This window comes from Candidatus Binatia bacterium (genome assembly GCA_023150935.1).
Lineage (GTDB): Bacteria > Desulfobacterota > Binatia > HRBIN30 > HRBIN30 > JAKLJW01.
In genome coordinates this window covers 75,778-96,077 of the sequence record JAKLJW010000019.1, presented here as the reverse complement: position 1 = coordinate 96,077, position 20,300 = coordinate 75,778, and the positions used below count along the sequence as shown (strand labels likewise).

19 protein-coding genes are annotated in these 20,300 nt (G+C 65.2%); 1 reads left to right on the top strand and 18 read right to left on the bottom strand.

The genetic code is table 11. The features are described from left to right. Nucleotides 1–81: 81 nt before the first annotated feature. The 10 genes from L6Q96_12880 to sucD all read right to left on the bottom strand — a co-directional run bounded on the left by L6Q96_12880 (nucleotide 82) and on the right by sucD (nucleotide 11,121). Nucleotides 82–516, bottom strand: a complete 435-nt coding sequence (locus L6Q96_12880; protein MCK6555455.1) for a GatB/YqeY domain-containing protein — start codon at nucleotides 514–516, stop codon at nucleotides 82–84. Nucleotides 517–526: 10 nt separating this feature from the next. Beyond that, the gene (locus L6Q96_12875; GenBank protein ID MCK6555454.1) at nucleotides 527–2,947 is read right to left on the bottom strand and encodes a VCBS repeat-containing protein; all 2,421 of its coding nucleotides are present in this window, start codon (nucleotides 2,945–2,947) and stop codon (nucleotides 527–529) included. Between the two features lie 42 nt (nucleotides 2,948–2,989). Then, a complete protein-coding gene (gene lepA / locus L6Q96_12870; GenBank protein MCK6555453.1) occupies nucleotides 2,990–4,789 on the bottom strand; it encodes a translation elongation factor 4 in 1,800 nt (599 codons plus the stop codon). An 18-nt stretch (nucleotides 4,790–4,807) separates the two neighbouring features. After that, nucleotides 4,808–5,740, bottom strand: a complete 933-nt coding sequence (locus L6Q96_12865) for a GDP-mannose 4,6-dehydratase (protein ID MCK6555452.1) — start codon at nucleotides 5,738–5,740, stop codon at nucleotides 4,808–4,810. Beyond that, nucleotides 5,737–6,696: an SDR family oxidoreductase gene (locus L6Q96_12860; protein ID MCK6555451.1), complete on the bottom strand. Its 960-nt coding sequence runs from the start codon at nucleotides 6,694–6,696 to the stop codon at nucleotides 5,737–5,739. Before L6Q96_12860 ends, L6Q96_12865 begins: the two co-directional genes overlap by 4 nt. A 144-nt stretch (nucleotides 6,697–6,840) precedes the next feature. Then, nucleotides 6,841–7,749, bottom strand: a complete 909-nt coding sequence (locus L6Q96_12855) for a PfkB family carbohydrate kinase (GenBank protein ID MCK6555450.1) — start codon at nucleotides 7,747–7,749, stop codon at nucleotides 6,841–6,843. A gap of 80 nt (nucleotides 7,750–7,829) precedes the next feature. Further along, entirely contained in the window at nucleotides 7,830–8,645 is an 816-nt protein-coding gene (gene mtnP, locus L6Q96_12850; GenBank protein MCK6555449.1) for an S-methyl-5'-thioadenosine phosphorylase, read from the bottom strand. Between the two features lie 154 nt (nucleotides 8,646–8,799). Continuing rightward, nucleotides 8,800–9,897 carry a 23S rRNA (adenine(2503)-C(2))-methyltransferase RlmN gene (gene rlmN, locus L6Q96_12845; GenBank protein MCK6555448.1) on the bottom strand — a complete coding sequence of 366 codons (1,098 nt, stop codon included), beginning with the start codon at nucleotides 9,895–9,897 and terminating at the stop codon, nucleotides 8,800–8,802. Further along, nucleotides 9,821–10,243, bottom strand: coding sequence for a nucleoside-diphosphate kinase (gene ndk / locus L6Q96_12840; protein ID MCK6555447.1), 423 nt, complete (start codon nucleotides 10,241–10,243; stop codon nucleotides 9,821–9,823). Before ndk ends, rlmN begins: the two co-directional genes overlap by 77 nt. Continuing rightward, nucleotides 10,240–11,121, bottom strand: a complete 882-nt coding sequence (sucD, locus tag L6Q96_12835) for a succinate--CoA ligase subunit alpha (GenBank protein ID MCK6555446.1) — start codon at nucleotides 11,119–11,121, stop codon at nucleotides 10,240–10,242. The genes ndk and sucD overlap by 4 nt, the downstream gene beginning before the upstream one ends. Before the next feature lie 137 nt (nucleotides 11,122–11,258). Between sucD and L6Q96_12830 the strand changes: the two genes are divergently transcribed. Continuing rightward, the gene (locus L6Q96_12830) at nucleotides 11,259–12,155 is read left to right on the top strand and encodes a sulfotransferase (protein MCK6555445.1); all 897 of its coding nucleotides are present in this window, start codon (nucleotides 11,259–11,261) and stop codon (nucleotides 12,153–12,155) included. Nucleotides 12,156–12,273: 118 nt separating this feature from the next. On the opposite strand, the gene L6Q96_12825 is transcribed toward L6Q96_12830, so the two are convergent. The 8 genes from L6Q96_12825 to L6Q96_12790 all read right to left on the bottom strand — a co-directional run bounded on the left by L6Q96_12825 (nucleotide 12,274) and on the right by L6Q96_12790 (nucleotide 20,294). After that, nucleotides 12,274–13,209, bottom strand: a complete 936-nt coding sequence (locus tag L6Q96_12825; protein ID MCK6555444.1) for an SDR family oxidoreductase — start codon at nucleotides 13,207–13,209, stop codon at nucleotides 12,274–12,276. 86 nt (nucleotides 13,210–13,295) lie between these two features. Further along, nucleotides 13,296–13,655: a hypothetical protein gene (locus L6Q96_12820; protein ID MCK6555443.1), complete on the bottom strand. Its 360-nt coding sequence runs from the start codon at nucleotides 13,653–13,655 to the stop codon at nucleotides 13,296–13,298. A 42-nt stretch (nucleotides 13,656–13,697) separates the two neighbouring features. Further along, the gene (locus L6Q96_12815; GenBank protein ID MCK6555442.1) at nucleotides 13,698–14,744 is read right to left on the bottom strand and encodes a glycosyltransferase family 2 protein; all 1,047 of its coding nucleotides are present in this window, start codon (nucleotides 14,742–14,744) and stop codon (nucleotides 13,698–13,700) included. Then, nucleotides 14,741–15,859 (bottom strand): glycosyltransferase, encoded by a 1,119-nt coding sequence (locus L6Q96_12810; protein MCK6555441.1) that lies wholly within the window; start codon nucleotides 15,857–15,859, stop codon nucleotides 14,741–14,743. Before L6Q96_12810 ends, L6Q96_12815 begins: the two co-directional genes overlap by 4 nt. Then, entirely contained in the window at nucleotides 15,856–16,917 is a 1,062-nt protein-coding gene (locus tag L6Q96_12805) for an SGNH/GDSL hydrolase family protein (GenBank protein ID MCK6555440.1), read from the bottom strand. The genes L6Q96_12810 and L6Q96_12805 overlap by 4 nt, the downstream gene beginning before the upstream one ends. Further along, nucleotides 16,914–18,047 (bottom strand): GDSL-type esterase/lipase family protein, encoded by a 1,134-nt coding sequence (locus tag L6Q96_12800; GenBank protein MCK6555439.1) that lies wholly within the window; start codon nucleotides 18,045–18,047, stop codon nucleotides 16,914–16,916. The genes L6Q96_12805 and L6Q96_12800 overlap by 4 nt, the downstream gene beginning before the upstream one ends. After that, nucleotides 18,044–19,495, bottom strand: coding sequence for a hypothetical protein (locus tag L6Q96_12795; protein MCK6555438.1), 1,452 nt, complete (start codon nucleotides 19,493–19,495; stop codon nucleotides 18,044–18,046). Before L6Q96_12795 ends, L6Q96_12800 begins: the two co-directional genes overlap by 4 nt. Continuing rightward, nucleotides 19,467–20,294, bottom strand: a complete 828-nt coding sequence (locus L6Q96_12790) for a glycosyltransferase family 2 protein (GenBank protein ID MCK6555437.1) — start codon at nucleotides 20,292–20,294, stop codon at nucleotides 19,467–19,469. Before L6Q96_12790 ends, L6Q96_12795 begins: the two co-directional genes overlap by 29 nt. Between the last annotated feature and the right edge of the window lie 6 nt (nucleotides 20,295–20,300).

Genomic DNA, 20,300 nt, shown 5'->3' with positions numbered 1-20,300 from the left:
ACCGGCCCGCGCCGCCCCCGCCCCGTCTTCCACGCGCGAAATGGTCAAAAGTCACCCACTCGATTCCGTGAAGAGGCTTCATTAGTTCAGTTTACGGATCAACTCGCTGGCCAGTTTGCCGTCGAACTGCCCCGCGTAACGTTCGCGCAACTTCGCCATCAACGGTCCGATCTGCGTCGACCCCAGCTCCTGAGCGAGCGCGCGGATCGCCTCCTCCAGTGCCCCCGCCGAGAGCTGCTGCGGCAGATAGACCTCGAGCAGCGCGCGCTCGCGATCGTTTTGCGCTGCCATCTCCTCCCGACTGGCCTTACGTGCGAACTCCGCGGCCTCCGTACGCTTCGAGATTTCCTTCCGCACCAGCGCCGCAATATCTGGCTCGGCGAGCTCGGCGACCTGTTTCTCGACTTTTGAATTCTTGATGGCAGTGATCAGTCCACGGAGGACGTAGACCTTCTCCATCTCCCGGGCCTTCATGGCCGCCGTCAATTCGGCTTGCAGTTGCGCTTCCGTCGCCATATCAGCTCCGTCAGAACGAACCGAACATCCACGCAATCGTCCCCGAGGTATCCTGCGCCGTTACCAGTCCGTCGCCATTGGCGTCGACACCTGCCCCCGGCTGGTATGCGCCGCCGCCGATCACCTCGACCCGTCCGGTCGGATTTTCGGGTACCTCGCGGAAGACCGCAACAACGTCGGCAACGGTCACCCTGCCGTCGGTGTTACCGTCGCCGCGCAGTACCGGCGCCGCCCGTATGTTCGTGAGCACCGAGGCGCTGGCCACGAGTTTGTTTGCAACGACTCCGTCGTACCGGCCGTCGCCGTCTACGTCACCGGTAGCAGCAGCCATGGGACCGCGACTTACCGGAAAGTCCTGTACATCCCGCAATGCCCCGCGGTTTGCCGGCACGACAAACACCCGCGCGAGGTTGTCGACCTGATCGGCTACGATCACGTCGGCGATCTTATCTCCGGTGAGATCCCGGGCCGCCAGTGCCGCGCCGACCCCCGACAGTCCCTTCGACTGCCCCATCGAGAAGTTGCCCAGCCCGTCGCCATGGAACAGGCGCAACTGCGACGGCGGTAACTTCACCAACGCGGCGAGGTCGTCAAAGCCATCCTCATCGAAGCGACCAACCACCACGGCTCGTGGCGGCCCATCGGTCACCGCAACCGTCGCCGGCGCCGCAAAGCTGCCATCCCCTGCACCCAACCACACCGACATACTCGCCTCACCCTGATTGGCGACTACGAGATCGAGGCGGCCGTCGTTGTTGAAGTCGCCGCTGTCGATTCCGGTCGGAGACGGGCCGGTCGTCAGCGGCGCCGCGGGAGCGAACGCCCCACCGCTGCTCGCCAGCAAGATGTCGACCGCCCCGTTGTCCTCCTGCACCTGCCTGACCACCGCAAGATCAGAACGACCGTCCCGGTTCCAGTCGCCGACGACCATAGCCGCGGCCGCCCCCTCTATTTCGGTATACACGGCCGGAGAGAACCGAGCGATGCCCGCGCTCAAAAACACCGAGACGCGGTTGACGTCGTTGTTGGCAACCGCGATGTCCAGGCTGCCGTTGCCGTCAAAGTCACCGTGTGCGACGGCCGCAGAACCGCCGGGTAGACTCAATTCCAACGGTTCGATGAACCCCCCACCCGGCCCGGCGAGCATCACCTGCACCGCGGCGGTCACGCCGGCGCTCGGAGCGACAATCAGGTCGGACACGCCGTTGTCGTCGACATCGCCGGAAACCACAGCCTGCGGATTCTGCAGTGTGAGAACGTCTTCAACGGCAGCCATCGCGCCGCCGCCATCCGGCATCGCGAGGAGCACGACCACGGTCGGCCGGCCGGCATCGTTCACCGTAACTGCATCGGCAAGACCGTCATGATTGATGTCGCCGATACCGGCTGCAAGAGGTTGCTCATCGCTCACAAAGGCCCTGGGTCGCCCTAACCCACCTTGCCCGTCACCGAGGAGCACCATGAGATCGAAACTGAACCAATTCGCGGCCAGCACGTCCAACCGACCATCGCCGTTCACATCGCCAAGGCCGACGCTCACCGGCGCACTCCCATCGCTACCGGACGCGTACGTAACCGCATCCTCGAATAGGGCACCACCCCGTCCGATCAGTACGGCCACGCCATCGCTGTCGCCGTTGGCGACGACCAGGTCGAGACGGTCGTCGCCGTCGAGCAGACCCGCCGCGATACTGGTTGGCCCGGCCCCGACGGCTTTGGTCTGCGAGGTCGTGAAACCTCCCAAACCGTCGTTGCGGAGGATCGTCACCGAGTTGCCTCCGGCATTGACGACGGCGACGTCGGGGAAAAGGTCGCTATCGAAGTTACCGATCACCCCGGCAGCACTGAAGCTGCCCGTGACAAACGAACCGCCGGGGAGCAGCGTTCCAGCACCGTCACCCAGAAGCACGGCGATCGCCCCCTGGCCGCCTATTCCTTCGTCGACGACAACGATATCCAGGTTGCCATCGCGGTTAACGTCAGCCGGAAGCAGCCCGACCGGCACATTGCCGGCAGCGGCCGCTAACCCGGGCGCTCCCCACGGCGGTCCTTGCGCCGAGCCCGGTTGAATAGTCACCGTACCTTGCGACTGGTTGGCAACAACGAGATCGAGGAAGCCGTCGTTGGTGAAGTCCCCGATCGCAAAGGCCGAAGGCACGACCCCGATGTTCGTGTTCGGTCCGGTCGCAAAGGTGCCGTTTCCTTTCCCGAAAAGTGCCGGCGCTTGCTGGTTGCGGTTGAGCGTGAGGACATCGAGTTCACCGTCCGGTAGCCCACCCCCAGGCCGGCCGAAATCGGCCACAATAATCGCCGCCACGTAGTCGCCCGTCGAGCCTCCCAGCGTCGTCCGCAGAGCCTGCCGAAACACCGACTGCGCCTGTACCGCACTGCCAAACGCAACGATCAATACCACTACGCCGAGTTGCCGCATCGGATTTCTCCTCGCCCCTTCGCCCCGCGGTCGGACCACCGCCTACGCCTCCACCTTGAGCACCGCCAGGAAGGCCTCCTGTGGAATCTCGACGCGGCCGACCTGCTTCATCCGGCGCTTGCCCTCTTTCTGCTTCTCCAGCAGCTTTCGCTTGCGCGTGATGTCGCCACCGTAACACTTCGCCGTAACGTTCTTGCGCATCGCCTTCACGGTTTCCCGCGCGATCACCTTGTTCCCGATCGAGGCCTGAATGGCGACCTCGAACATCTGGCGCGGGATCAACTCCTTCATCTTCTCGGCCAGTTCGCGACCGCGATGATAGGCGCGATCCCGATGCACGATGAGCGAAAGCGCATCCACCGGCTCGCCGTTGATACGTATGTCGAGTTTGACCAGATCCGACGTGCGCAGGTCGAGGAAGTCGTAATCGAGCGACGCATAGCCCTTACTGACAGACTTCAGCCGGTCGTAGAAGTCGAGGACGACCTCGTTGAGCGGCAATTCGTATGTCACCATGATTCGCCCGCGCCCCAGGTATTTCAACTCGCGTTGACGGCCGCGCTTCTCTTCGCAGAGCTTGAGCACCCCGCCGAGGTAAGTCTCGGGCAGGTGTACGGTGGCCAGAATGAAAGGCTCCTCGATCGACGCCACGTGTTGCGGTTCCGGCAGCTTGGCCGGACTGTCGACCATCAGCGTCTGACCATCCAGCGTCGTCACGCGATACGCCACGGTAGGCGCCGTCGTAATCAGGTTCAGGCCGAACTCGCGTTCGAGCCGCTCGCGAATGATCTCCATGTGCAGCAGCCCGAGGAACCCGCAGCGGAAACCGAACCCCAGAGCGATCGAGTTCTCCGGCTCGTAGGTAAACGACGAATCGTTCAGCCGCAGCTTCTCGACGGCATCGCGCAGCGGGCCGTATTGATTCGTGTCCGCCGGGTACAGGCCGCTGAACACCATCGGCTTAACCGCCTTGAAGCCCGACAGTGGCGCCGCGGCCGGCATCGCGGTATCGGTGACCGTGTCGCCGATCTTGGTCTCGTGCACTTCCTTGATGCCGGCCATCAGGCAGCCGACCTCGCCCGGTCCGAGGGCGTCGATTTCCTGCAAGCGCGGACCGAATACGCCGACGCGCAGCACCTCGTACGACTTGCCGCTCGACATCAGCACTATCCGGCTTCCCTTGCGCACGACGCCGTCGAATACGCGCACGACTACGACGACTCCCTGGTAGGGATCGAACCAGCTATCGAAAATGAGTGCCCGCAGCGGCATCCGGGCGTCGCCCTTTGGGGGTGGAAACCGGTGCACAATACCCTCGAGAACATCTTCCGTCCCGGTGCCTTCCTTGGCACTGGCAAGCACCGCAGCGCTCGTGTCGAGACCGATGATGTCCTCAATCTCGCTCTTGACGCGCTCCGGGTCGGCCCCGGGGAGGTCGATCTTGTTGAGCACCGGCAGAATCTCGAGGTCGTTGTCGAGAGCGAGGTACGCGTTGGCCACGGTTTGGGCCTCCACACCCTGCACGGCATCGACGACCAGCAGTGCCCCCTCGCACGCTGCCAGACTGCGCGAAACCTCGTATGTGAAGTCGACGTGCCCGGGCGTATCGATGAGGTTCAGCACGTACTCCTCGCCGTCGCTCGCCCGATAACGCAGCCGCACGGCACTCGCCTTGATGGTGATGCCGCGCTCGCGCTCGAGATCCATACTGTCGAGAATCTGTGCGGTCTTCTGCCGGCCGCTCACCGTCCCGGTGTGCTCGAGCAGTCGGTCTGCCAGAGTCGACTTGCCGTGGTCGATATGGGCGATGATCGAGAAGTTACGGATGCGCGAGGTATCCATGCGCGCCGGCGCACCCTCCTATGCCAGCGGGCGCAAGCGCGCCCGGAAGAAGGCTACCGTCTCCCGCAATCCCTCGGCCAGGTCCACTTCCGGGCGCCAACCGAGGACTTCCGCGGCGAGACGGTTGTCGATGACGCTGCGGCGTTGCTCCCCGGGCTTGCCCGGACCGTGCCGCGCGGGCGCGTCGACCCCGCACTCGCGGCAAATCAAGCCATAAAGCTCGTTGACGTCCGTCTCCCGGCCCGTACCGAGGTTGACCGCACCGGCGAATCCAGCCGTCAGGGCAGCGACGTTGGCACGCACCAGATCGCCGACGAACACGTAGTCGCGCGTCTGCTTGCCGTCGCCGTTGATCACCGGCGCTTCGCCGTGCAGCAGCTTCTCCGTGAAGATCGCCACGACACCGGCCTCGCCGTGTGGATTCTGGCGCGGACCGTAGACGTTGGCATAGCGCAGCGCCGCGTAGGAAATGCCGTACGACTGGGCGTAGAAGTACAGGTACCGCTCGCTCGCCAGCTTCGCCACGCCGTAAGGACTGAGCGGCGCGGTGGGGTGCGTCTCGGGCGCCGGGAAGACGTCCTGTTCGCCGTAGATCGCGCCCCCCGTGGAGGCGAACAGGACGCGCCGCAACCCGTGCCGGCGGCCCTGCTCCATGAGGTTCAGCAAACCGACCAGGTTGACCCGGGCATCGAAAATCGGATCCGCAACCGACCGGCGCACGTCCATCTGCGCCGCATGGTGACAGAGGACCTCCGGACGTTCTCTGGCCAGGATTTCCGCGACCTCCGGCCCCTGCACGTCAACCTGGTGAAAGCGGGCGCGTGAATTCACGTTCTCCTTCCGTCCAGAGGAGAGATCGTCGATGATTGTCACCTCGTGGCCCTCGTTGACAAAGGCATCCACCAGGTGCGAGCCGATGAAGCCCGCCCCACCGGTCACCAGGATCTTCATTCGGCCTCCGCAGCGAACAACCGCCGGAAATACTCGATCGTCCGTTCCAGTCCGGTTTCGAGAGAGACCGTAGGCTCCCAACCCAATACGGCCCGGGCGCGCGCAATGTCCGGTTGCCGCGTGTTGGGATCGTCCTTGGTGCGCTCGTCGCGGGGCGTCACGAACGTCACCGCGGCGGCGGTTCCGGTCAGTCGCTGCACCGTGCGGGCGAACTCGAGTACGGTCATCTCGCGAGGGTTCCCGAGATTGACGGGCTCCACCTCGTCCGACCAGAGCAGGCGCACCAGACCCTCGACCAGGTCGCTCACGTAACAGAAGCTGCGCGTGCGCGCCCCGTCGTCATATACGGTCAACGCCTCGCCGCGCAGCGCCTGGGCAATGAAGTTGGTGACCACGCGGCCGTCGTCGGCACGCATGCGCGGGCCGTAGGTATTGAAGATCCGACAGATCCTCGTGTCGATCCCGTGATAACGGTGGTACGCCATCGTCATCGCTTCCGCAAAGCGCTTCGATTCGTCGTACACGCCCCGTGGGCCGATCGGGTTGACGTTGCCCCAGTAGGACTCGGGCTGCGGGTGCACCTGCGGGTCGCCGTAAACCTCCGAGGTGGACGCCAGCAGGAACCTGGCCTTGTGCGCTCGCGCCAGCCCCAGCGCCTTGTGCGTCCCGAGCGCCCCGACTTTCAGCGTCTTGATCGGCTCCCGCAGATAGTCCACGGGGCTCGGCAACGATGCGAGGTGGAGAATCGCATCGAGCCGGCCGTCGACGTAGATGTATTCGGTAACGTCGTGTTTGATAAAGCTGAAACGCTCGTGGCCGGCGAGATGGCTGATGTTGCGCGGATGCCCCGTGAAGAGATTGTCGAGGGCAACGACCGTGTGACCGTCCGACAGCAGGCGATCGGCGAGGTGCGAACCGATGAAGCCCGCCCCACCGGTTATTAGGATCCGTGCCATTGCGGTCCCGCTTTCAGTTGCTCTTCACGTCCCGGTACAAAAAAGGGCCTGCTGGCGCTGGCCGACGCAGACCCTCGAGTGCTCCGGAACACAAACACCGCAGCCTATAACGGCCGCTCGGAGCCAAGTCAACGAGACAACCGCCTAACGCCCATCGATGTCCGTGAGGCTCACGAACTGCCGATACCGGTGCTCGATGTCTTCGATCGTCAGGCTTCGCAGCCGCTGCAGCCCGAAGTCCTCCACGACGAAGGATGCCAGGACGCTCCCATACACGATGGCCCGCCGCACGCCACCTTCGGAGCTGTCGCCCGAGCGTGCCAGCTCACCCATGAACCCGCCGGCAAAGGTATCCCCGGCTCCGGTGGGATCGAACACCTGCTCGAGGGGAAACGCCGGCACGGCGAACACCGAATTGGCCGAGAACTGAATCACCCCGTACTCGCCCCGCTTGATCAGCACCCGCTCCGGGCCCATTGCCAGCAGACGCCGCGCCGCCCGGACGATGTTCTGCTCCCCACTGAGCAGCCGCGCCTCCTCGTCATTGATGACCAGAAACCCTACCTTGCTCAGAAGCTGCTCGAGGTCGGGGCGTGCCTCGGAGATCCAGTGGTTCATCGTGTCGCAGCCGACCACCCCGGGCGCGGCGAGTTGCTCGAGCACAAGCCGCTGCAGCCTCGGGGCTATATTCCCGAGGAACACGTACTGCGTTTCTCGATGCGACGCGGGCAGGTGCGGCTCGAAATCGGCAAACACGTTGAGCTGCAAGTCGAGTGTGTCGCGCCGGTTCATATCTTCGTGATAGCGGCCCGACCACGAGCCGGTCCGCCCCGGACGGCGCTGCAAACCGGAGACGTCCACCCCGCGTCGGGAGAGATCTTCTATCTCCGCCGCGGGGAAATCGTCGCCAATTGCCGCCACCATGCGCACCGGCGCGAAGAAACTGGCACCGACGGCGAAATAGGTTGCGGCGCCGCCAAGCTGGCGCTCTGCCTTTCCATGCGGCGTCTCTATATCGTCGAAGAACACCGATCCTACTATGAGAATGCTCACGACTCTCTCCTCGTTGCGGCGGACAGGCTCGGGCTCGCCCGCCAAGAAGCGGCGGCACCCGCAATCCGCTCCCGGGTGTCTCAGGCCACGTACTTACCGATCAACGGCGCGAGATCGCGCACAATTTCGGCAGGAATGCGGCTCCGTTCGGTGATGATCGCGTGCGCCAACGCCGAGACGCAGCCGCAGGTTCGCGAGGCGGTGAGGCGCGGCGCCACTTCGCCAATCGTGCGCTGCGCGTTGGCGACGTTCTCCTTCAGGATCCGCAGCACGTCGCCAATGGCCACCGCCGCAGTCTCCTCGCGCCAGCAGTCGTAGTCGGTCGCCAGCGCGAGAACAGCAAAACACATCTCCGCCTCGCGGGCCAGTCGCGCTTCCTGCATGGCCGTCATGCCGATGATGTCTGCACCCCACTGCCGGTAAAGCAAAGACTCCGCGCGAGTCGAGAACTGCGGCCCCTCCATGCAGATGTACGTCCCGCGATCGTGCACGGTCATGCCCACCCGTCCGGATGCCTCGGCCAGCGCGGCGGTCAGCACCGGGCAGACCGGCTGCGACAGTCCGACGTGGACCACAATACCGTTACCGAAGAACGTCGCGGGCCGGTGCACGGTGCGGTCGATCATCTGGTCGGGCACGACGAAATGCCCCGGTGCGATCTCTTCGCGCAGACTCCCGACCGAGGCGACGCCGATGAGCCATTCGACCCCGAGCTGCTTCATCGCGAAGATATTGGCGCGGTAATTCACCTCCGTCGGCAACTTGCGATGCCCGACTCCGTGCCGGGGCAGGAACACGAGCCGCTGGCCGTTGAGCGTCCCGCACACGAGATCGTCGGACGGCGCGCCGAACGGCGTCGACACCGATACTCGGTCGACGACATGCAGACCCGGCATTTCATACAGGCCACTGCCACCAATCACTCCGATCGTGCTCACGCTGCTTACCTCGTCGTGCGGATTGAGCGCCGCCGGAAAGCCGCCGCCACTGGCGCGCCCGGCAATCCCGACACACTCGCCGCCACCCGTCTAATCGGTGGGTAACGAAAACTCAACCCGCACTCGCGAGCGCCAGTTGCCCACAAGCCGCCTGTATGTCCCGACCGCGGCTCTCCCGCACGGTGGCGTGTACGCCACGACTCAGAAGCGCCGCCTGAAAGCGTGCGATCGTCGGGCGCGGCGAGCCCGCAAACCCGGCGCCCGAAAATGGGTTAAACGGGATCAAGTTCACTTTGGCCCGGATCCCGTGCAACAGACTCACCAGACGCCGCACATCGTCCATACTGTCGTTGACGCCGTCGAGCATGACGTACTCGAAGGTGATGCGACGCCGCTGGGCGATGGGCAGTGTCCGGCAGGCGTCGAACAGCACGCGCAGCGGATAGCGTCGGTTCACCGGCATGAGATGTTCCCGCTGCTCGTCGGTGGTGGCACTCAACGATATCGCTACCTGGACCGGGGTCTCCCGCACCAGGCGCTGCAGGGCCGGCACCAGACCGACGGTCGACACGGTGATGCGGCGGCCCGACAGGCCGAGTCCCCAATCGGCCATGAGAATGCGGATCGCCTCGACGACCGCGTCGTAGTTGGCGAGCGGCTCCCCCATGCCCATGAACACGAGGTTGGAGATGCGCTCACCCGGCCGCAACAGTTCCCGGGCCCCGAGCACCTGGCCGACGATCCCGGTAGGGCCGAGATTACGGCGCAGGCCGAGCCGGGCCGTCGCGCAGAACCTGCAACCCATGGCGCAGCCTGCCTGCGAGGAAATGCATAACGTGAGCCGAGGCGGGTCCGGGATGAGTACAGCTTCGACGGACGCGTCGGCGCCAAGCTTGAAGAGCAGTTTGCGCGTGTCGTCGGCCGCGTGGGCCACGACTGCCGGTGCCAAACGAGGGGGGAGGAACTGGGCCGCCAGGGCTGCGCGCAGAGGAGCGGGGATTTCGCGGATCGCAGCGAAGTCTTGGACTGCGCGACGGTAGACCGCGGCGAGGACCTGGGTGGCACGAAACGCCGGCTCGCCCCGGTCGGTAAGCCAGGCGCTCAGAGTCGCCGGTAGCAGTGGCGCCGCCGCCTCAGGCGTCGAAAATGTCGGCCTGAGCGAAGAAGAAGGCGATCTCCCAGCGTGCGGTGTCGGGAGCGTCGGACCCATGCACAGCATTCTGCTCGACGTTCGAAGCAAAGTCACGACGGATGGTGCCCGCAGCGGCCTTGGCCGGGTCGGTAGCTCCCATCAACTCGCGCCACTTCGCAATCGCGTTGTCGCCCTCCAGAACCGCCGTCAGCACCGGACCGGACGACATGAACTGCGTCAGGCTGCCGAAGAAACCCTTATCTTTGTGCACAACGTAGAAGCGGCCGGCGGTATTCTGGCTAATGTGCAGCATTTTGGCCGCCGCGATACGTAGCCCTGCGGCTTCGATGCGCCGCAGGATCTCTCCGATGGCGCCTTTCCTCACGGCGTCGGGTTTCACCATGCACAGTGTCCGCTCGATCATCGCTTTGCCTCCGCCAGTGCGCTTGCCATCGTACTGCCCAGATCAGCCGGGCTTTTCGCCACCCTGATCCCGGCCGCCGTAAACGCCTTGATCTTGTCTGCGGCAGTGCCGCGACCGCCGGCGATTATTGCCCCGGCGTGTCCCATTCGTTTGCCGGCCGGCGCGCTCTGACCGGCGACGAAGGCCACCACCGGCTTCGTCATCTCGGTGCGCACGAACTCCGCCGCCGCCTCCTCGGCGGAACCCCCGATCTCGCCGATGAGAATGACACCCTCGGTGGCCGGATCGGCCTGGAACAGCGCCAGCACATCCACAAAGCCCATGCCTCCGACCGGATCGCCACCGATACCGACGCAACTCGATTGACCGAGGCCAAGCTGGGTTAGCTGGTGCACCGCTTCGTAAGTCAGCGTCCCACTCCGGGATACAACACCGATCGTCCCGGGCTTGTGAATGTAACCGGGCATGATGCCGATCTTGGACTCGCCCGGCGTGATTACGCCCGGACAGTTCGGACCGACCAGTCGGCTCGCTCGCCCCTGCAGGTAGCGCTTGACTCGAACCATATCGAGGACCGGAATACCTTCGGTGATGCAGACAACGAGCGCAATGCCGGCGTCGGCGGCTTCCATGATCGCGTCGGCGGCGAAAGCCGGCGGCACGTAGATCACCGAAGCATTGGCCCCCGTTCGCTTCACGGCCTGCTCGACCGTATCGAAGATCGGAATGCCCTCGAAGTCAGTTCCACCCTTGCCCGGAGTCACACCCGCAACCATCTGCGTACCGTAGTCGCGGCACGCACGCGTGTGGAACTGTCCGGTAGATCCGGTGATCCCCTGGGTGACGACGCGTGTGTCCTTATCGACGAGAATGCTCAAGGTCAGCCCCTTCGTAGCCGGGGTTGTTTAGACGCGGGGTGCCGGGAAGTCAATTTAGGGGCAGGGCAGGCACCGCGGGCTCTTTCCTTGCCCGTCGTTGCCGCCACTGGTAGCTTCGCAAGAAAAGGAATGCTCTCGTGTCCGCTCCCGCTTCGACGACTCCCACTACTCGTCTCGTGCTGATCCTGAGTTCGGAACGCTCCGGCTCGACGCTCCTGCGCGTCATGCTCGGACGCCACCGCGCGGTGGTATCGCCTTCCGAGATCTTCCTGATGCGGTACCCGGACTACGACACTTGGCGGCGCCTGAAGCCCCCCGCCATCGAGAGTCTGGTCGAGTTTTTCGCGATTGCCGGACGGACGCTTTCCGCGTCGGAGATCGACGCGGCGTGTCGTGGTCGGTCGGCGGTGGACGTATACCGCTGGCTGCTGAGCGCCCTGCCGTCAGGCGGTGTGCTGATCGACAAGACCCCCGCGTACGCCAACAGTCTGGAGACGCTACAGCGATCGCTGGCGCTGACGCCGTATTACGTGTGGCTGATCCGCCACCCGTTGGCGATCATCGAGTCGCACGTGCGGATCAAGCAACCGCGCGGTTTGAAAGGGCGCCTGCGCGCCGGCCTGCGTACCCTCACCGGCGCCGGCAAGTCAGGTATGGGAACGCTGGCACGGTTGCGGGAGACGAAGTGGCTCCTGCAGCAGACCAACATCCACACGTTTCTCGCCGGCGTCCCGGACAGTCAGAAGCTCACCGTACACTTCGAGGATCTGGTCGCCGACCCCGAGGCCGTCCTCCGACCGCTGTGCGCCGGCATCGGCCTCGAATTCGAGCCCACCATGCTGGATGCGAAGGACCACCGCCGGCGCAAAATGCACCCCGACCTGGGCGACCCGAACTTCCACCATCACGATCGGGTCGAGCGAGAGAAAGCCACGGCCTGGCAGGAGAAGTTCTCGGAATCGGAACTCGGCTTCGAGACCCGCCGTTTGATGCGTCTCATTGGCGTGCGCGGCACCGCCGCCGGCGACACGTAACGGCAACGAGCTATGAGCGAGGTCCGTCGGCCGTCGTTCTTGGAGCCGTAGTCCGCCAGGAAGGCTTTGCTTACTTCACGCGGCGCTGCCCGCACTACTCATTTCCTACCTCTCGGCATCATCTACCGAGCGCGACGCGCAGGGCATCCACCGTCCGCCGCATGCCTTCCTCGAAGCCGATCTCCGGCCGGTACTTCAACATGCGCTCCGCCTTCTCGATCGACGCCTGCGTGTGTCGGACATCGCCCGCGCGGGCCGGCTCGTGCTTTATCACCGGCGCACGGCCAAGGAGGCGTGCGACAGTATGGGCGATCTCCAGCACCGAGTGTCGACTGTTGCAGGCGATGTTGAAGACCTCGCCCCCGACTCCCGGGACCGTGCAGGCGAGCAAGTTCGCGGTGACGACGTTGTCGATGTAAGTGAAATCCCGCGACTGCTCGCCGTCCCCGTGAATCGTCATCGGCTCACCGTCCAAGACGGCCCGAATGAACAACGGCACCACGGCCGCGTATTTCGACTCCGGGCTCTGCCGCGGGCCAAACACGTTAAAATAGCGCAGGCTGACCGTCTCCAGGCCGTACAACCGGCTGAACATACGGCAGTAGTGTTCCGCCGCCAGCTTCGATACGGCGTACGGAGAGATGGGCGCCGGGGTCTGGTCCTCGAGCTTGGGCAGATTTGCCGTGTCCCCATACACCGAGGACGACGACGCATAGACGAGCCGCTTGACTCCGGCGGCCCGCGCTGCCACGAGGAGTTCCAGCGTACCGTGCGTATTGACGGCGTCGGAACTCAGCGGGTCGTCAACCGACCGCGGCACCGATCGCAGCGCCGCCTGATGGATGACGTACGAGACACCGGCGACGGCGCGCCGCACCGCGGCGCCGTCGCGCAGATCGCCTTCGACGACTTCGACGTCCTTATCGAACCCGCGCAGGTTTTCCCACGATCCCGTGGAGAAATCGTCGAAGATCCGTACTCGCTCGCCGCGACGGACCAGAGTCTCCGCGATATTCGATCCGATGAACCCCGCCCCGCCGGTAACCAGATACATATGCGCTCCTTCGTCTTATTCAGGTTGTCGCCCGGCCGCTTCCGCGCTCGAGTCTCGTGGGGAGTCTAACCACCCCTGTTTCCCGCTCACTGCTCGGCCCCGTCGCCATCGTCCGGATCGCGCCCGCGGGCGTGGCTGCCGGCACCGTTTCCCCGCGAGGCGGCAGCCCCTACGCCGCCGTCCAAACCCCATTCGGTTCGTCCCGTCCGCTCGAGCCTGGCCTCGATGGCCCGCACCCTGGCTTCCAGGGTAATCCCCGCGGCGCCGCGCCGATCGCCGCTCAGGGCCGCGCGGCCCCCTTCAAGAAAGGCGTTGCGGATCTTGTACGCAGTCGTATGGCTGACGCGATACTGCAAGCGGATTTCCTCGAGCGTTTGATCGCGCTTAATCAAGGCCAAAGCCAGCGCGAACTTCTCCTCGAGTGTCAGTTTCTCACGTGTCCTCATGTGTTGCTCCTCGACCGAGATTGGATCGACCCGCACGGATCGTTACGAACGCTCCGCGACGGCAGCTGCCGGCTCCGGCCTCAGAACCGGAGGCGGCGGCTCCTCGCCCCACCATCGCCGCGCGAAGCGCATTGCCCCCCACACAAATCCCGCCCCCCAACTCAAGTGCATGGCCGCAAAGGCGATCAGAACTCGCCCATAGTGGCGCCAGCCTTGCCGACTGGCGACGGTCGCGGCGGCCACCGCCAGGGCCGCCCCGTATGCGCCCACGACCGCCGCCAGGAACCAACCCCCACCACGCACCGTAAGTGCGGCGATCAGGGCAACCCCTACCGCGAGCACAAAGGCCGGGGGCACGAAGTGTCGCCAGCTCATCTGCCGCGGATGCTTCTGCAACACCCTGATCTTCCAGAGGCCGTACTGAAAGAATTGCTTCACGAGGGCGCGCAGGTCTTGCCGGTTCTGGTATCGAGACTGCATCGTCGGCACCAGAACGATCCGCCCCCCGAGTTTGCGCAACCGGTAGTTGAGCTCGTCGTCCTGGTTTCTTACCAGCTCCGGATCGAATAAGCCGATGCGCTCGAACGCACGGCGTGGCCACATCCCCATGTAGACCGTGTCGGTCTCGCACTCGGCGGTACCGAAGTGGAAGTAAGCGCCAATCCCGAAACGCGAGTTCATCGCGAACGCGATCGCATCGCCCATAGCGCCGCCCCCGACGGGCTGCATCGCTCCACCGACGTTATCCGCCCCGGTACGTCGCAGCGCATCGACACCCATTCCCAGATACGACGGCGCCAGAACCGTGTGTCCGTCAACCCGCGCGATCACCTCGCCACGCGCGGCCCGGATGCCGATATTCATCGCCGCCGGCACAATACGGTGCCGGTTGTGCAACACGCGCAGGCGTGTCCCATAAGTCGCCAGCACGGCCAGGGAGTCGTCGTCCGAATCGCCGTCGACGACGAGCACTTCGAAACGATCCGCCGGATAGTCCTGCGCCAGAACCGAGTCGAGGCACGGCCGAATGTGATTCGACTCGTTGCGCATCGGGATAATCACCGAAACCAGCGGCAACGTTGCCGTCATCCATCCCTCCGAGCCACGTCCCCGTATAGAGCCGCCAATTGGCCCGCCATGCGCGGCACCGAGAACTCAGCCGCACGCGCCCTTGCGGCGGCACTGCAACGCTGCCAGACCTCCCTGCTCTCAAGCAGCGTTCGCGAGTGCTCCACCAGGCCATCGACATCCCCGGGTGCCACAATGAAGCCTTCAACCCCCGGCCGCACGAGCTCGCGGGTTCCTCCCACGTCGGTAACGACGGGCGGCACCCCGGTTGCCATGGCCTCGAGCACCACGTTCGGCATCCCCTCCCATCGCGACGTCAACCAGAACAGCGATGCCGACCGCAGCACTTCCTCAACATCGCGCCGTTCGCCAAGAAGCCTGACATGACCGCCCAATCCCAGCGCCCGCACTTGCTCTTCAAGGTCGTGGCGCAACGGACCCTCGCCGACGATAACGAACTGCGCCGTGGGGCGTACCGCCACCAACCGCGCCGCCGCGCGCAGAAACAACGCATGGTCCTTCTGCACCACCAGTCGACCCACCGTCACGATCGGACCGCTGCCGTTGCGCACAGCCGCGGGCGGATGGAACCTAACTGTATCGATACCGTTGCGAATCACCCGGATGCGCGCCCGCGGCGCCCGGTAGTACCGAACGATGTACTCGGCAACATCCTGCGAGTTGACGACGATGGCCGCACTGCCCCGGAACGCGACGGCGTTCACGAAGCGACTGGCGGCGCCTTGCATCTTGCAGTTCCGCGCCGACGTAATCAGGGGGAGGTGGCCCCGCTTTCGCACTCCGAAGAACCGCGACGCGAAGGCGTAACCGTTGGCAATGAAGAGCCATGAGTGAAGAACATCAATACCGTCGCCATGCACTGCCAGGCCAAGACGACGGGCACGATCGACAGAGCGCCCCCCGATTACCCGCACTGGAACGTCGAGAGCCTGAAGATCTCCCACGAGCGTTCCCGCCGATTCATGGAGGCAATAAACCACAGTCTCGACGCGGCCCTTGAGGCCTCGCACCAGTTCCCGCAGTTGCCCCTCGGCGCCACCGATCGATAGCTGGCCGATCACCAGACCGACCCGAAGCGGCGCTCGACCCGCGGCCGCCGTCGTACCGGTACTCATGGCGCTGCCGCGGCCCCCCCGTCCAGGAACCGGTTTCGCGCCAGGAAGCCCTCTACCGCATCGGCAACGACGGCGTGACCGCGTGGGGTCCAGTGCACCGTGTAGTAGAGTTCGCTCTCCCCTTCGGCGGGCATGTGGTCTCGCAAGTCGTACACCGGAATGTCGTGTTGCTCGGCAAAGGTGCGGAAGCGGTCATTCAAGTCGCGCTGAGTGTCCAGGGCTATTATGCGGTCCTGCACCGGAATGAGCAGAACCGCGAATTGCGCGCCGCGGCGCCAAGCGCCCCTGGCCATATCGAGTACCGCCTGCTCGGTCAGGCGCAGACCGTCGGGAATCCTCGCCGCCGGGCGGTCCTGGTGACGCACTTCCACCTCGGAACCGCGGAAGATCGCGTTAAAGGTTCGGCGAATCAACAAGTAGAAATCGCTGTGCTTGAGCAGCAGCGTGAGTCGGGCACGCCACCCACCACCGCCGCCGCGCCATGACCCTCCCCCACCGTCGATTACGTTCCGTTCTACGTAAAGGAGGTTGTCCCAGATGTCGTTCCCGATACAGAGTGCGAGCAGGACCACCCCGGGTTGGAGTCGGTCGACGGTCTCTTCGAAGAACTTCAGTTCCTGCACTGTCGAATATCCCGGCATACCGCCGTTCACCACCTCAACGGTTCGCGAACCGAGTCGGCCGGCGAGTTGCCGTTCGAGCACCTTGGTGACCGTGTCCTCCAATGGCACGCGGTTCCCGAAAATGAAGGAGTCGCCAAGGAAATATATGCGGAGCGTGTCCGGGCCCGGCGGGCCATACTCGCGGTCGCGCAACCCCAGTGAGTTGGTCCGCAGCGGCACCGTGAAGGTTCGCGTGACGTGTTCGCCTTCGTAGTTGCGAGCCACGCGGTAGCCGAGGTTGGGGTCCGACACGAAAATACCCGGCGGCAGGTGCTCCTGCGGGAAGAACACCCGCACCACGAGCTCACCGCCCAGTGCCAGCCCAACCACGAGCCCGGCACACACCGCCCCGACCGACAGCCAACGCCGCCATGTCGAGCGCACCGCCACCGTCATATCGCCGCCTCCGTCCTGCACACCGGCGCCACCGCATCCTGCGGTTCCCATTTCCGCGCCACCTGCCCTGCCTGCGCCAACAGATCGCTGTCGCTCAGAAACTCCGCCACCGCAGCAGCCGCGACCGCATGCCCCCGCGCCGTCCAATGCAACACGGAGTAGAGCGGCTCGTTGCGCGCCGCAGTCAGCGCCGGCGTTAGGTCGAGGAGCGGCACACCGTGAGCCGCGGCAAACGCCGCAAGTCTCCGGTTGGGCTCCCGCACGTCATAGGTCGTGGCCGCATCGCCGTACTCGCGGAGTAGCGCCGCCCACCGTTCCGGATGTACCTGCGCCGCCGACGGTATGAGAACCACACCGAAAGGAATCCCCCGCCCGCCGGCAAGCTTCGCAAGTCGCGCGATGGCTGTCTCGGTGATCCCCAGACCCCGCGTGAGTTCGGCCGGAGGATCGACTCCGTGCACACCCACCACCTGCCGCTGCAGCTCTCCGCGCCGGTCGGCCGCCGCATGCCGCTGTCGCCGGGCCCAGGCGTACAGTCGACTCCGCACGCGGACCCACTCGATCCACGCCCCCAGCGGCGCCTCGCCGGCCCCAACGCTCCGATCCACGGCGAGATTATCTATCGCATCGTTACCGACGAAGACCCCCAGCAGCACCAGGTCCGGCCGCACGTCGTCCGCAGTGGCCTCGAACAACCCGATCTCCTGCACGGTTCCGTAACGGGGCACGCCGCCATTCACGACCTCGACTGCGGTGCAGCCTTCCGGCGGCACCAACATCCGCTCGAGCACGGCCGCGAGCGTCGCATCGGCGGACACCCCGTAGCCGAATACGAACGAGTCCCCGAGGACCAACAACCGCAATGCGCCCGACCGGCGCGGACCGATCTCCCGGTTCCGCAGGCCCAAGGAGTTGACCTCTATGGGCAAGCGCTCCGAACCGATCGAGATCTCGCCCCGGAAGTTCGGCGTCAAACGAAATCCGAGCCGCGCGTCAGGCGCAAACATATCCATCTGCCCCTGCGGCGCCAGCAGGCGCAAGGCCGCTTCGGCGCCGCCCACCAGTATCGCCACAACCCCGATGGCAGCGGCAGCCCCCGCCGCCCATCGTCTTCGCCGCCACCGCGTCATTCCTGCCTCCGCCGGTCGAACACCTGAATCGCCCCGAAGCGCACCGCCGGTGCGTAGTTGGCGTCGAGACCCGCCTGCAGGTCGTTCCATACGCCGTCGGGAACGACGACCATGCGCGGCGCGCCCCGCTCGACCAGCGTGCGCACGTCGTCACGGTGCAGGAGGTGGTAACGTTCCCGGGCCTCCGGCGCGACCTTGCGCGCCGCGTTGGCTTCCCAGAAGCCAACGCCAAGGTACCCCTGCCGATGCGCCAGCCACGGGTACCCCTCCCACCAGGACAGGATCCGATCGCCCTCGGCCGTATGCTCCTCGATGTGCCGCGCCACCTCCTGTACGGTCGTCAGGTTCCAGAGACGATCCTTCTCCCCGCGCCCGGTGTCGTCCGGTGCGGTGCGGCGCGCCACGACGAGGCCGACCAGGTAAACGGCTGCCACCGCTGCCAACAGCGCCCGCCGCCGCAGTAAAGTCGCCACCGCCGGCACCGCGGCGAGAAGCAGAAAAGGCATGACCTGAACGAAGTACTCGAGGTAGGTCGGGGTGGCGGCCATGTAGACCGCCCCGATTGCCAGCGCGCACGCCAGGGGCGGCAGAGCGAACCGAGGCGTCCGCCATGCCCCATAGGCCGCGCCAGCCCACAGCAGCGCGTTTTGCGGAAGCAGCAGCCACTTGACCAGGACGATACCCTTCTGCGCCACAATCGCGGTCACGCCACTGATCTCGCGCCGCAGGCTGTGGAATCCGAAGTTGTTGAACCAGAAGTTACCCGGATCGATTGCGGCCACCACCAGCCACGGAAGCGAGCCGAGCACCCCGCCGGCGATGAACGCCGCGGTTGTGCGCCACCCGGCGCGCAACGCCAGCAGCAACAGAACTGGCCCGACGGCAGCCGCGGGCAATCGCGCCCCGACCGCCAACGCGGCGCACGCTCCCGCCGCCAGACCGCGCCAGGTCCCGGGGGCCGTCGGCCCCATCAGCAAGACCAACGCCCCCACTGCCGCGAGTCCGGCGACCGCATACGGCTTGACGATCGGCAGGTAACTCATGGGCAACGCATGCGCCGCGAACATCGCACCTACCGTCACCCCCACACCGGCGCTGTCCGACCAGCGTGTAGCCGTTCCCGCCATCAATCCCGCCAGCACGCCCCCGGCGATGACACTCACCGCACGACCCACCAGGAGGGAATGACCGGCGACCGCAAAGGCCGCCGCCTGCAGGTAGGGCATGTAGGGCATCTGCGGAAAGAAGAAATCCGCGTAGGGCACTCCACCGCCGAGCACCCGCGCCCCGGCCAACGCGTAAAAGCCTTCGTCTGCATTGACGATACGCTGCGCCGCCATGACACCAAGCAGCCCCATCTCGGCAAGGGCAACGCAGATGCCCACCGCCCAGGGCACGAACCGCACGGCTACCGCCGCCTCAGGGGGTGACTTCGGAATAGCGCCCACGCAGGCTTTCGAACTGCCGCTGCCGCCACCATCCCTGCCGGTGTGCGACATAGCGCGCCATCAGCCACAGAATTCCCAGCCCGTACCGGCTGCTGGCCAGGAAACTCGCCGACGAGGCCTCCGGGAAGTAACGGGTCGGCACCGGCACCTCCGCAATGCGGAACCCGGCGTCGACGATCTGTGCGACGATCTCCTGGTCGAAAATGAACTTGTCGGCATTGAACTGGAAGTTCACCGTCTCCAGTACCTGCCGCGTGTACGCCCGGTAGCCGGTGTGGTACTCGGAAAGTCTGAGATTGAAGACCCGGTTTTCGACCCCGGTCAAGAACCGATTCGAAAAGTACTTCCACCACGGCATGCCGTCGCGCAGGGCGGATCCGCTCTTCAGACGGGACCCGAGGACCACGTCCGCGGCGCCACGCTCCAGGGGCGCCAGCAATTCCGGCAGCAAACGCGGGTCGTACTGATAGTCCGGGTGAACCATCACAACCACGTCCGCTCCGGCTCTCAACGCCTCGGTGTAACAGGTCTTCTGGTTCGCGCCGTAGCCGTAGTTGCGGCCGTGCACAAAAAGCTTCAGATTCAGCGCCTTGGCAATAGCCACGGTATCGTCGCTGCTGGCGTCGTCGACCAGAATGACCGTATCGACGCGGTCGTGGGGCAACTCCATGTATGTCATGTGCAGCGTGCGTTCGGCGTTGTAGGCCGGCATCACCACAACGACCCGCGGCCGTGGCGCCTCGCCGTTTGCCTTCCGTACCACGGGCTCTGTCACAGCATTGGTTTCTGGAGCGGTCATTGGCTT